This is a genomic window from Pseudomonas sp. BP11-1-1 (assembly GCF_052112105.1).
GTDB classification, from domain to species: Bacteria; Pseudomonadota; Gammaproteobacteria; order Pseudomonadales; family Pseudomonadaceae; genus Aquipseudomonas; species Aquipseudomonas alvandae.
In genome coordinates this window covers 57,663-70,223 of the sequence record NZ_JAUTYU010000006.1, presented here as the reverse complement: position 1 = coordinate 70,223, position 12,561 = coordinate 57,663, and the positions used below count along the sequence as shown (strand labels likewise).

Genomic DNA, 12,561 nt, shown 5'->3' with positions numbered 1-12,561 from the left:
TCAGGCCTTGACCCAGCGCTGACGACTCCAACTGCTCAAGGTATCGACGGTGAAGACCAGCAGCAACATCGCCAGGATCACCGTGCTGCCCTGGGCCTCCTGGAACAGGCTGAGGCTGACATAAAGCATCTGGCCCAGGCCGCCGGCGCCGACGAAGCCCAGCACGCTGGCCATGCGGATGTTGTTCTCCCAGCGGTACAAGGTGTAGGCCAGCAGTTGCGGCATCAGGTTGGGCAGCGTGCCGTAGCAAAACGCCCACAGCGCGCTGCCGCCTTGCAGGCGAATGGCGTCGGCGGGTTGTGGCGGGGTGTTTTCCAGCGCTTCGGCAAACAGCCGGCCGAGCACGCCGACGGTGTGCAGGGCCAACGCCAGTGTCCCGGCGTTGGGACCGAGCCCGGCGGCAAACACCATCAACGCCGCCCATACCAGTTCGGGCACCGCGCGCAAGGCGTTCAAGACCAGGCGAGACGCGCTTCGCAATGGCCAGCCAAGTCGCCCGGCGGCCGGCAGCGCCAGCGCCAGGCCCAGTACCGCCGCGAGCAGCGTGCCGAGGGCAGACATGGCGACGGTTTCCAGCATGCCGTGACCGATCGCCTTCAGATAGGCAGGGCTCAGGTCAGGCGTGAGAAAACGCTGCGCATAAGCGCTCATTTGCTTGAGGTTCGAGTGGTCACCGAGCGCGGCCAGGTCGATACCCAGATAGACAAACGAGGCAACTACCGCCGCGCCGAGGCCCAGCAGCAAAAGCACGTTGAACAGGCGATTCATGCCAGCCTCCAGCGCAACAGGCGGCTGAGCTGGTCGGCGAGCAGCACCAGCACCAGGAAGGTCAGCAACAGGCTGGCGACTTCACCGCCCGCGAACATGCGCAACGAGAGGTCCATCTGCTGGCCGAGGCCGCCGGCACCGACGAAGCCCATCACCACCGAGGCGCGAATGGCGCATTCCCAGCGGTACACGGTGTACGACAGCAGTTCGGCCACGACATTGGGCAGGATCCCGTAGCAGAACGCCGCAAGCCGACCGCTGCCGGCTTGCATCAGCGCGTGCGCCGGACGCTGGTCGACCGACTCGAAGATTTCCGCGTAGACCTTGCCCAGCATGCCGCTGTAGGTAATGGCGATGGCCAATACCCCGGCGGTAGGCCCAAGACCGACGGCGCGGACGAAGAGCAAGGCCCAGACGATCTCCGGCACGCTGCGCAGGAAGATGAGCAGGCCACGGACCGGCCAACGCAGCCACTGGCCCCAAAGGCCGGGCCTGCCGGCGCGGTAGGCGGCCGACAACGATAACGCACGACTGGCGAGCAGGCTCGCGGGAACCGCCAATAGCAGTGCCAGGGCCATGCCGGCCGTGGCGATGGCGATTGTCTGCAACGTGGCCTGCAGCAGCAATTCGATGAACGCTTCGTCATGGGCCGGCGGCCAGAATGCCGCGACGAACCGACCTATTTCGCTCTGGCTGTCGCTGGCCAGCAGTACGCTGAGGTCCAACTCGCTGAAATGAATGCCCGGCCACAGCAGGGCGACGGCCAAAAGGCCGAGGAGCAGGCGAGGGCGGGCAGCAGGGTCCCGGACGTCGTGCTTCAGCATCGCGGAATCTGCACGCTCGAAGGTGGCGCAGGCTTCGACATGGACGCCAGTTGCTCGTTGGCATAAAGCGCGTCAAGCCGATTGCGGTCGACGGCTTCGGTGGGCAAGTCGAACAGGATCTGGCCGTCACGCAAGCCGATGATCCGCGAGAAATGCGCCAGCGCCAGTTCCACCGCGTGCAAGCTGGTGACCAGGGTCACGGCGTGTTCCCGGGCATGCTGGCAGAGCACCGAAAGCGTGTGTTCGGCCAGGACCGGGTCCATCGCCGACACTGGCTCATCCGCCAGCAACACTTCGGGTGCCTGGTACAGCACCCGGGCGATGCCGACGCGTTGCAGTTGGCCGCCGGACAGTTGCTGGCATTGGGCGAAGAGCTTGTCGCCCAGGTCCAAGCGGGCCAACGCCGCCCGCGCCCCTGGGATGTCCAACGGATGCAGCAGGTTGAGCAGACTCTTGCCCATGCCCCATTGGCCCAGTTTGCCGGCCAACACCGCCGTGACCACCCGTTGGCGCGGCGGCAGCGGCGGCGCTTGATGAATCAGGCCAATGCGTGCGCGCAGGCGTTGGCGCTGGCCGGCCGACAGGTGCCAGGCGCGCTCGCCCAACACCTGGACTTCACCGTTTCCCGGCCGCAGGGCGGTCGCCAGCACATTGAGCAGGCTGGATTTACCCGCGCCGGACGGGCCGATGATAGCGACCTGTTCACCCGCCTCGATGTGCAAGTCCACGCCCCGCAGCGCCTGGGCGCCGTTGGCGTGGGTGACGCTGGCCTGGGTCAAACGCAATGTCATTTCAGCAGTTCGGCGGCGCGAGCGGCTTCTTCGATGCCCTTGTAGTTCTCGGGCTTGGTTTCGATGAAGCGGCTGGCGGCTTGCAGGTCGAGGATTTCCTTGTCTTTCGGATTCGCCGGGTCGAGCGCCAGGAACGCTGCCTTGAGCTTGGCCGCCAGCGCCGGGTCGAGGGTGCCGCGCACGGTCCAGTTGTAGTCGAAGTACGCCGGGGTGGTGGCGAAGACCTTGACCTTGCTGGTGTCGACTTTGCCGGCGGCCACGAGTTTTTCCCAGACGCTGGCGTTGAGCACGCCGGCATCGACCTTGCCCGCCTGGACCCAGGCTGCGGTCGCGTCATGGGCACCCGAGTAGCCGACGCGGCTGAAGTAGGTTTCCGGCTTGATGCCGTCCTTGAGCATGAAGTAGCGCGGCATCAGGCTGCCCGAGGTGGATGAGATCGAGCCGAAGGCAAAGCTCTTGCCCTTGAGGTCGGCCAAGGATTTCACGGCGGGGTCGGCGGTGATGAATTTACTGGTGAATTGAGCGTCCTGTTCGCGTTGTACCAGCGGAATGGCGTTGCCGGTCTTCAGGCGAGCCTGGACGAAGGTGAAGCCGCCCAGCCAGGCCAGGTCGATCCGGTCGGTGGCCAGCGCCTCGACCACGGCGGGGTAGTCGCTCACCGGGACGAACTCGACTTTCATGCCGATCTGCTGCTCCAGGTAAGCCCCCAGTGGCTTGAACTTGCGCAGCAGTTCGGTCGGCGCCTCGTCAGGGATCGCGCTGACTTTCAGGGTGTCGGCGGCCTGCGCCAGGACAGCGCTCACGGTCAGGGTGAAACCGACGGCCAGTGCCAGGGTACGCTTGAGCATGAAAATCTCCGGTGCTTGGAAGCATGAATGTTCAGGCGCCGGGCATTCTTGCCGGGCGCGTTGTGAGGGTAGACGAATGGCGGCGATTTTGATCGTTTCCGGTGATCAGGTAAATCTTTATAGTCGCTTGCCCTTATCCTCTTTCTGGAGCATCCACGACATGCTCAGCGCCGAGCTGAAGTCTTTCCATATGGTCGCCCGCCTGGCCAGCGTCACCCAGGCGGCCAAGAAGCTCGGGTTGAGCCAGCCGACGGTGACCACGCAGATTCGCAATCTGGAGGCCCAGTACGGCGTCGAACTGTTCTTTCGCGGCGGTCGCCGCCTGACCCTCAGCGACGAAGGCGCGCAGTTGCTGCCGATGGTGCAGAAGCTGTTGCAGCAGGAAGCAGACATCGAGTTTTTCCTGCGCAACAGCGGCCAGGTGCAAGGCACGCTGCGAATCGGCGCCACGGCCCCGTACTACGTGCTCGATATCATCAAGGGCTTTCGCGAGCAGTTTCCCCTGTGCGAAGTGACCCTGGAAATCGGCAACTCGCTGCAGGTCATCGAGGCGCTGGAAGAGTACCGCGTGGACCTGGCCGCGTCCTCGCAATTGGTGGATGATTCTCGCCTGACCCGATTGGTATTGGGCCACGACCCTCTCGTCGTGGCGGTGCACCGCAGCCACCCGTTGGCGAGCCATGATCGCGTGGCGCCCGGCGCATTGGCCGGGCACTGCCTGCTGATGCGTGAAAAGGGCTCGACCACCCGCACGCTCACCACAACGCTGCTGCGAGAGGCTGGCGTTGCGATTGGGCCACTGTTGGAAATTGGCAGCCGTGAGTCGATTCGCGAAGCGGTCCTGCGCAACATCGGCATCAGCGTCATCGCCCGTCATGAGGTGCCGGAGAATCCGCAGCTCAAAGTGGTGGAGCTGGAGGGCGCGCCATTGATCGCCGAGTACCTTTATTGCCTGAAGGAACGCCGCCAGGCTCGGCTGCCCTCGGCGTTCCTTGGCCTGGCACGGGAAACGGCCGAGTCCTGAGCCGGCTACGCAAATTTGCCGATGGCACTATCGGCAGCTTTTAGCCAACTGCAATCAAGCCTTCGTACTGCCTGCCTACTATGACCCTCGTCGAGCTGACCGCTCATCGAGGTAACGTCATGACCAGAACACACTCCGTAGACATGCAGATACGCGACATCCATAAAAGCTTCGGTGCCTTCAAGGCCCTGGACGGGGTGTCGCTGGACATTGGCGCCGGTGAGCTGGTGTGCCTGCTCGGGCCGTCCGGCTGCGGCAAGACCACCTTGCTGCGCTGCATCGCCGGCCTGGAGCGGCAGGATCGCGGCACGCTCATGATCGGCGCGCGGGATGTCTCCAGCCTGGCGCCGCAAGCGCGGGACTACGGCATCCTGTTCCAGTCCTACGCGCTGTTTCCCAACCTCACGGTGGAGCAGAACGTCGGTTACGGGTTGGCGGGTAATAACCGCGAGACCATTCGCGGCCGGGTCAATGAGATGCTTGATCTCGTCGGGCTGTGTGGCAGCGAGAAAAAGTACCCCGGCCAGCTTTCCGGCGGCCAGCAGCAACGGGTCGCCCTGGCCCGTGCCTTGGCCCCGGCGCCCTCGCTGTTGCTGCTCGACGAACCGATGTCGGCCCTCGATGCGCGGGTGCGTGAGCATTTGTGCACGGAGCTGCGCGGGCTGCAAAAGCGCCTGGGCATCACCACGTTGATGGTCACTCACAACCAGGACGAGGCGATGCTGATGGCCGATCGCATCGCGGTGATCAACCAGGGCCGCGTCGAACAGTTCGCCAGCGCGCAACAGATCTACCGCGCGCCGGCGACGGCCTTCGTCGCCGATTTCATCGGCCAGGGCAACTGGTTGCCGTTCGAGCGCGGCCAGGATGGGCAGGTGCGGGTTGGCGAACTGAACCTCACCCTGGGCGGCAATGATATTCAACCGCGCGGACGCCTGTTCTGCCGTCCGGAAGCCGTCCGGGTCAATCCGACCACTCCGGAACACAACCTGTTCGATGCGCAACTGCGGGAGCTGACTTTCCTCGGCAATCGCTGCCGGCTGAGCTTCGAACTCGATGCGCTGCCAGGCCATGGTTTGTTGGCTGAGCTGGAGCCGCACGCCATGCCGCCGTTGACCGGCGCCCACCTGAAAGTCGCGCTGCCGCCCCAGTGCCTGCAGGTGTTCGCTTGATATGGATGTCACGATGACCCTCAAGCCCACCGTGTTCCAGCCACGCCAGGTGGCCGGTGATTTCGCCGATCGCCTGTTCATTCGCGGCGGTCAATGGTTGCTGCTCATTTTGCTGGTCGTGGCGGTCCTGCTGCCGCTGCTCGTCATGTTGTGGCGTGCCGTCAGCGGTGATGCGAGCCAGGGCGGGGGCGTGCACGCCGCACTGACATTGTTTGCCAGCGCGAACTTCCGCGGGTTGCTGGGCAACAGCCTGACGGTTTCTCTGACCGTGGCGATGATCGTGGTGCCGCTGGCCTACGCGTTCGCTTATGCGTTGCAGCGCACCAGCATCATCGCCAAGCCGCTATGGCGGGGTATTTCGCTGCTGCCACTGCTGGCGCCGTCAATGCTGCCGGGAATCGCGCTGATCTACCTGTTCGGCAACCAGGGGCTGCTGCGCGGCTTCATGACGGAAAACATCTATGGCTTCTGGGGCATTGTTCTTGGGCAGGCGATCTACACGTTTCCCCACGCATTGATGGTGCTGATGTCGGCGCTGGCCCTGGCGGACGCCCGGCTGTTCGATGCGGCCTCAAGCATGGGCGCCTCGCCTTGGCGGGCCTTTCGCAGCATTACCTGGCCCGGTAGCCGGCAGGGTGTGTTTGCCGCGTTCTGCCTGGTGTTCACCTTGTGCATCACCGATTTTGGCGTGCCGGTCACGGTGGGCGGTGACTACCAGGTGCTGGCGCTGGAAGCCTACAAGGCGGTCGTTGGGCAACAGCAATTCGGGCGCGGGGCGTTGATCGGCCTGGTTTTGCTGGTGCCGGCCTTGCTCAGTTTTGCGGTGGACGTGTGGCTGCGCCGCAGTCAACGCGACGCCATGGGCGGCCGCGCCCAGGTCTATCACCCGCGACCATCAGCGGGACGGGATGCGGCTTTCCTGGGCGTGACGGCAATGGTCTGTTGCGTATTGCTCGGGGTGTTCGGCATGGCGGTGTACGCGTCGCTGGTGCAGTTCTGGCCCTACGATTTGTCCTTGTCGCTGGATAACTATGGGTTTTCCGACCTGCCCGGCGGCTGGCTGGCCTATCGCAACAGCCTGTTACTGGCCGCCTGCAGCGCCGTGTTCGGCAGCTTGCTGATCTTCACCGGCGCCTACCTGATCGAAAAAAACCGGCAGAGCGCACTGACCCGAATCCTGCGGCTGCTCAGTTTTGTGCCCATGGCGGTCCCCGGCCTGGTCCTGGGCCTTGGGTACGTGTTCTTTTTCAATCTGCCGGGCAATCCACTCGGCAATCTGTACGGCAGCCTGGCGCTGTTGGTGGTGTGCACCGTCGCTCACTTCCTGACGACCGCGCACATGACGGCCAGCACGGCCCTGCGCCAGCTCGACGACGAATTCGAGGCTGCCGCGCTGGCGCTCAAAGTGCCGTTGGCGCGGCATTTCCTGCGGGTCACGCTGCCCATGTGCCTGCCTGCCTTGCTCGACATCATCCGCTATTTGTTCGTCTCGGCGATGACCACGGTCTCGGCGGCGATTTTCCTGTACAGCCCGGACAGCGTGCTGGCCGCGGTGGCGGTCCTGAACATGGACGACGCCGGCAACGTAGGCGGTGCCGCCGCGATGTCGACCTTGATCCTGCTGACCTCGGCCAGTGTCTCGCTGCTGCTTGCGACGTTCTCCCGGCGCCTGCTACGTCGCTCCCAGGCCTGGCGCCAGCCGGCGCCGGGCCTTTGAAAACCTGTTGGAGATTCTGATGCACTACCAAACGCCAACCCGCCTGCAAGCCGCCATCCTCGATTGGGCGGGCACCGTGGTGGACTTCGGTTCATTCGCCCCGACGCGAATCTTCGTCGAAGCCTTCGCCAGTTTCGACATCGAGCTGAGCCTGGAAGAGGCTCGTGGCCCGATGGGCATGGGCAAGTGGGATCACATCCGCACCCTGTGCAATCAACCCGCCGTGGCGGAAAGATTTGTCCGCCGGTTCGGACGCACGCCGAGCGATGACGACGTGACCGCGATCTACCAACGCTTCATGCCGCTGCAAATCGCCAAGGTCGCCGAGCACTCGGACCTGATCCCCGGCGCGCTGGAAAGTATCGCCGCACTGCGCCAACGAGGCCTCAAGATCGGCAGTTGTTCCGGCTATCCCAGGCAGGTCATGGACAAGGTCGTCGAATTGGCCGCGACCAAGGGCTACAGCCCCGACCATGTGGTGGCCACTGATGACGTGCCCAAGGGCCGGCCGAGCCCGGCGCAGGCCTTGGCCAACGTCATCGCCCTGGGCCTGGACGATGTGGCCGGCTGCGTGAAGGTCGATGACACCGAGCCCGGCATCCTCGAAGGCCGCCGGGCCGGGATGTGGACCGTGGCACTGCGTTTTTCCGGCAATTTCCTTGGGCTTGACTGGGCACAGTTCCAGGCTCTGCCAGCCCGGCAGTTGGCCGCCGAGCGTACGCGCATCGATGGACTGTTCGCCGCGAGCCGCCCGCATTACCTGATCGACACGATCGCCGAGTTGCCCGCCGTGATCGATGACATCAACGCGCGACTGGCCCGCGGCATGTTGCCGTCCCACACCTGAAAGCCCCACTGACCGATACGGAGCCCTACCATGTCCAAACGCACTGCCTTGGCCGCCGGCCTGCTGGCCGCCTGTGCTTTTCAAGCCCAGGCGAATACCGAACTGACGGTTTACACGGCCCTCGAAGTCGAGCAGCTCAAGGCCTACAAACAAGCCTTTGAGCAGAAGAATCCAGACATCGAAATCAAATGGGTGCGCGATTCAACCGGCATTGTCACCGCCAAGCTGCTGGCGGAAAAGGATCGCCCACAAGCCGACGTGGTCTGGGGCCTTGCCGGTTCCAGCCTGGCCATCCTCAAGCAGCAAGGCCTGCTGGACGCCTACAGCCCGGCGAACCTGGGCCAGATTGCAGCAAACTACCGTGACGCCGCCACGCCGCCAAGCTGGGTCGGCATGGACGTCTGGGCCGCGTCCATCTGTTTCAACACGGTGGAAGCGCAGAAGCTCGGGTTGCCGAAACCCACCCGTTGGGAAGACCTTGCCAACCCGGTGTACCAAGGCAAGATCGTGATGCCCAACCCCGCGTCGTCGGGCACCGGCTACCTGGATGTCAGCGCCTGGCTGCAGACATTCGGCGAAGCCAAGGGCTGGGCCTACATGGACAAGTTGCACGCCAACATCGGCCAATACACCCACTCCGGTTCCAAGCCCTGCAAATTGGCGGCCTCCGGTGAGTTCCCCATCGGTATTTCGTTCGAATACCCGGCTATTCAGCTCAAGCGCAAGGGCGCGCCACTGGACATCGTGCTGCCCGCCGAAGGCCTGGGTTGGGAAATCGAAGCCACCGCCGTGATCAAGGGCACGCCACACCTGGAGGCGGCGAGGAAGCTGGCCGATTTTTCCGCCAGCCGCGAGGCCATGGATCTGTACAAAGCCAACTTCGCAGTCCTGGCACAACCGGGCATCGCCGAGCGCTTGCCGGAGTTGCCAGCGGACTATGAGCAGCGGCTGATCCGCAACGACTTCAACTGGGCCTCGGAAAACCGCGACAACATCCTGGCCGAGTGGCGCAAGCGTTACGACGGCAAGTCCGAGCCTGTCGCCAAGTAATTCGGCTGTTCCAAGGCCCGAGGTGTCGAGCGGGCCTCACCTGGTCATAGAAAATTCAAGGAGTCTCCATGTCTGAGCACGACTGCGACCTACTGGTCGTCGGCGCGGGTATTCTCGGCCTGGCCCATGCCTGGGCCGGTGCCAAGCGCGGCCTCAAGGTCAAGGTGTTCGAACGTAGCCACACACCCCTGGGTGCCTCGATCCGCAACTTCGGCCAAGCGTTGGTCGGTGGCCAGGCGCCGGGCATCATGCTTGACCTGGCACGCCAGGCAAACGGTTTGTGGAAGACGTTAGGGCAGGCCGCCGGCTTGCATTTGCATCAGCAAGGCTCGTTGCTGTTCGCCCGCACGGAAGCCGAGGAGGTCTTGCTCGAAGCGTTCGTGAACGGGCGCGGCGCGAGTTTGGGTTATCGCACCGAACTGCTGCGCGGCGATGCGCTGGAGGCCCTGTATGACGGCCGTTTTGCCCACCATCGTGCCGCGTTGCTTGGCCTTGATGACCAACAGCTGTATTCCCGCGAGGCGCTACCGCAGATCGTCGAGTATCTGGCCCGGGCACTGGGCGTCGAGTTCCATTTCTCGACGCTGGTACGCGATGTCGAGACCCACCGTGCCGTCACCAGCGCCGGTCGGTTTACCGCCAGGCACATCGTCGTGTGCTCGGGCCATGACTACCAGACGCTGCTGGCCGAGCCACTCGCCGCGCTGCGACCGCAGGTGTGCGGCCTGCAAATGCTGCGTGTACGCCCGCGTCAGCCGCTTGCCCTGCGGCATGCGCTGCTGACAGGGCTGAGTTGTGTGCATTACGGCGCCTTTGCCGACCTGCCCGAAGCGGATGCCATCCGCGCGCAGATCCGCAGCCAACAACCGGAACTGGAAGCCCATGGCATCCATTTGCTCATCAGCCCGACACCCTACGGTGACCTGATCATTGGCGATTCCCATGTCTACGGCAGCGATATCTCGCCGTTCAACGCCGAACAGGTGGATCGGATCCTGATCGATTTGGCGCAGGACACCTTGGGCGGCGAAGTCGACGTGCTGGAGCGCTGGCAGGGTGTCTATGGTGCGCGAGGGCCGGGGCCGTTCAGCGTGCTTGATGCGGCGGACGGCGTCACCGCGGTGGTGATGCATACCGGGCTGGGCATGAGCGTCGGCCTGGCGCTTGGCGAGCGTACCGTCGCCGCACTGTTGGGGGAAGCCGGGCCGATCGTCCCGAAGCACAGCACGGCGGCTTGACTGGCGGACGCCCAAGGCAGGTGCCGCAGTGAAGGCTGAGGGGAGGGCAGGGCTGCCAGCTTTACGTCATCGCCGTTACACTACGGCCCCTCCCTTAAGCCAGGAAAACGCGGGATGCGTGCTTTATTCAAGGCAGTGCTGTTCTTTGTGCTTCCTGCAGCCCAGGCCATGGCCGAGCCGCTGTCGTTTTCGTTCAGCGCCGGCAGCGGAGCCTACCTCGTTGAAGTGCTGTTCCCCCTGCCACCCGAAGATCGAAAGCAACTGGCTCCGGCGGTCATCACCGTGCGCAACCCGGCCACGCAAGACGTCCTGCAGCAATTGCAGACCCAGGCCGGCAATATTCCCCTGGACCGCGATGGCAAGGACAACGGCTGGATGCTCGGTCGTTTCAGCCTGGTGTACTTCGATGATTTCAACTTTGATGGCCGTCTGGACCTGGCGATTCGCAACGGCGACGATCCTGAAGTGGCCTATAAAGGAAACTACGATGTCTATCTGCAAGATCCGCAGAGCAGCCAGTGGGTCCTCAACCGGGCGTTGACGAGCCTGGCGAAGGAAAGCAATGGCGGGATGTTTGCGGTCATCCCGAATGAAAATCTGTTTTCCCAAACCGACCGCGACGGCCATTGGACGCGTACGTGTCGATGGAGAATGCAGGGTGACGAATTGGTCCGCCTGCATTGCGACACCGAGGACAACATCCAGCCGACCGAATACGACGATACCTCCAGCATGCCGCGCGGTTACACCCGGCGCACCGTCGGCGACTGGCGGGACGGCCAGTGGCACGAACAATCGACCCTGGACGGGCCGGACAAAGAGGATCCGCAGTTGTTTGCCGGCAGCCTGCAAGACCATGTCCCACTGGAAATCTGGTACCAGAAGCAGGGCGCGGTGGTCATTGGAGAAGTGCGCTACCTCAAGGCAGCCGGCACCGAGTCAGTCAGGCTGGTGGGGGCTCGGGAAGACGAGGGAGACGACGAATTCGTCAACCTCTATGAATATGCCCATGACGGCCGGCGGATCGGTGAATGGCGCATCGCCCGGGAACAGGTCGAACCTTACCCGTACATAGGCACCCGGACCCGCGTCGACAAGAACGATAACCGCCCGCAGAGAGTTGTGTTGCACGAGGATGAGCGCGAGTCGGATGACGACAAGACCGGCGATGTCGAGTCGGATCAACGCAGCGGCCATTACCAGATGCGCCAGGACTCGATGGGCCGCGACGGTGATCTGGACCTGAAGATCCTGCCGGATCGCAACGCCGATGGGAAAGAAATGGCTGAATTCACGGTTACCGTGAAGGGCATCGTGACCGAACACCAGATTGTAACGATGGAAACCGAAAACCTCATTGTCGTGTCGCAAGCGCAAACAACCGGCAAGAATGGGCCGTACCACATTCAACTGGTGAAGAATTTCGCGATCATCAACCACAACTGGCCGCTGGATAGTCAGGACATGCTGTCGGGCATGTACCTGAAACAACCACCTGCTGGCGAAAACGGCGCCTTGCCGAGGTAAGGCGCCGGTCTGTCTATCAGAGCCAGTAACGCAGGCCGAGCATCACCGATTGGGACTCGTACTCGGTGCTCACATCGCCCTGGGGCAAGCGCTCGATGTCACCGAAATGCGCTTCGCGCGTCTTCAGGCACCGGTAATCCACCGACATGGACCAGTGCTCGGTGAACTCGTACCCGACGCCGGCACCCAGTTGGTAAGCCGAAACCGTGTCACGATGGGTACCGCCGAATTCGACACCGCCGGCCTCCAGGCCACTCACCGTGAGGGTGGCATAGCCGAGGCCGCCACCGACGTAGGGTGTGAATCGGTCGAACGGCGCCGGCAGGTTCAACACGTCGTACCAGAGATTGGCCATCAAGGTCGTGGCTTTCTCTTCGCCTTTGCCGTCGATGCTCCCGCCGCCCTCATAGACCCGGTTGTTGAACTGGGTCAGCGTGTTCTTGCGATAGCCCAGTTCAATCTCCGGCCTCAGCCCTACAGGGAAGCGCCAGCCCAAGGCCAGGCCAGTGGCGTAGCCGGATTCGGTGGGTTGGTTGAACTCCATCTCGACGAAATCCAGATCGTTTTGAGTCAGGTCCTGCTCAGCGACCCAGTTCGCGCCGCCCATCAGACTGGCGTAAGGGCCCAGCGTGTCGGCGAAGCTGCACGCCGGGACGATGAGGCCGATGCCGATCATGCTCAGCGCCAGGTATTGGGTGTTTTTCAGTAGGTTCATGCTCGGTCCAAATGTGCCGTTATCAAAAAAAATGCCGTAG

12 protein-coding genes are annotated in these 12,561 nt (G+C 63.5%); 7 read left to right on the top strand and 5 right to left on the bottom strand.

Features of this window, described 5'->3' with window-relative positions:
- The 4 genes from phnE to Q7C33_RS14560 are packed head-to-tail and all read right to left on the bottom strand — an operon-like array spanning position 1 to position 3,231.
- Entirely contained in the window at positions 1 to 768 is a 768-nt protein-coding gene (phnE, locus tag Q7C33_RS14575; RefSeq protein WP_030138864.1) for a phosphonate ABC transporter, permease protein PhnE, read from the bottom strand.
- On the bottom strand, positions 765 to 1,592 hold the full coding sequence (locus tag Q7C33_RS14570; RefSeq protein ID WP_217859463.1) for a PhnE/PtxC family ABC transporter permease: 828 nt from the start codon (positions 1,590 to 1,592) through the stop codon (positions 765 to 767). Before Q7C33_RS14570 ends, phnE begins: the two co-directional genes overlap by 4 nt.
- A complete protein-coding gene (locus tag Q7C33_RS14565) occupies positions 1,586 to 2,383 on the bottom strand; it encodes a phosphonate ABC transporter ATP-binding protein (protein WP_217859464.1) in 798 nt (265 codons plus the stop codon). The genes Q7C33_RS14570 and Q7C33_RS14565 overlap by 7 nt, the downstream gene beginning before the upstream one ends.
- Positions 2,380 to 3,231, bottom strand: a complete 852-nt coding sequence (locus tag Q7C33_RS14560; protein ID WP_030138867.1) for a putative selenate ABC transporter substrate-binding protein — start codon at positions 3,229 to 3,231, stop codon at positions 2,380 to 2,382. The genes Q7C33_RS14565 and Q7C33_RS14560 overlap by 4 nt, the downstream gene beginning before the upstream one ends.
- A gap of 160 nt (positions 3,232 to 3,391) precedes the next feature.
- Between Q7C33_RS14560 and Q7C33_RS14555 the strand changes: the two genes are divergently transcribed.
- The 7 genes from Q7C33_RS14555 to Q7C33_RS14525 all read left to right on the top strand — a co-directional run bounded on the left by Q7C33_RS14555 (position 3,392) and on the right by Q7C33_RS14525 (position 11,806).
- Positions 3,392 to 4,255, top strand: coding sequence for a LysR substrate-binding domain-containing protein (locus Q7C33_RS14555; RefSeq protein ID WP_217859465.1), 864 nt, complete (start codon positions 3,392 to 3,394; stop codon positions 4,253 to 4,255).
- 119 nt (positions 4,256 to 4,374) lie between these two features.
- Positions 4,375 to 5,427, top strand: coding sequence for a putative 2-aminoethylphosphonate ABC transporter ATP-binding protein (locus tag Q7C33_RS14550; protein ID WP_323154394.1), 1,053 nt, complete (start codon positions 4,375 to 4,377; stop codon positions 5,425 to 5,427).
- A gap of 13 nt (positions 5,428 to 5,440) precedes the next feature.
- Positions 5,441 to 7,144, top strand: a complete 1,704-nt coding sequence (locus tag Q7C33_RS14545) for a putative 2-aminoethylphosphonate ABC transporter permease subunit (protein WP_407683627.1) — start codon at positions 5,441 to 5,443, stop codon at positions 7,142 to 7,144.
- Between the two features lie 19 nt (positions 7,145 to 7,163).
- On the top strand, positions 7,164 to 7,991 hold the full coding sequence (gene phnX / locus Q7C33_RS14540; protein WP_407683626.1) for a phosphonoacetaldehyde hydrolase: 828 nt from the start codon (positions 7,164 to 7,166) through the stop codon (positions 7,989 to 7,991).
- A 30-nt stretch (positions 7,992 to 8,021) separates the two neighbouring features.
- Positions 8,022 to 9,041, top strand: a complete 1,020-nt coding sequence (locus Q7C33_RS14535; protein ID WP_407683625.1) for a putative 2-aminoethylphosphonate ABC transporter substrate-binding protein — start codon at positions 8,022 to 8,024, stop codon at positions 9,039 to 9,041.
- Between the two features lie 68 nt (positions 9,042 to 9,109).
- A complete protein-coding gene (locus tag Q7C33_RS14530) occupies positions 9,110 to 10,279 on the top strand; it encodes a TIGR03364 family FAD-dependent oxidoreductase (protein WP_407683624.1) in 1,170 nt (389 codons plus the stop codon).
- Positions 10,280 to 10,393: 114 nt separating this feature from the next.
- Complete coding sequence (locus Q7C33_RS14525) at positions 10,394 to 11,806, top strand: XAC2610-related protein (RefSeq protein ID WP_407683623.1); 1,413 nt, start codon at positions 10,394 to 10,396, stop codon at positions 11,804 to 11,806.
- A gap of 16 nt (positions 11,807 to 11,822) precedes the next feature.
- On the opposite strand, the gene Q7C33_RS14520 is transcribed toward Q7C33_RS14525, so the two are convergent.
- A complete protein-coding gene (locus Q7C33_RS14520) occupies positions 11,823 to 12,521 on the bottom strand; it encodes an outer membrane protein (RefSeq protein WP_323154399.1) in 699 nt (232 codons plus the stop codon).
- Positions 12,522 to 12,561: the final 40 nt, after the last annotated feature.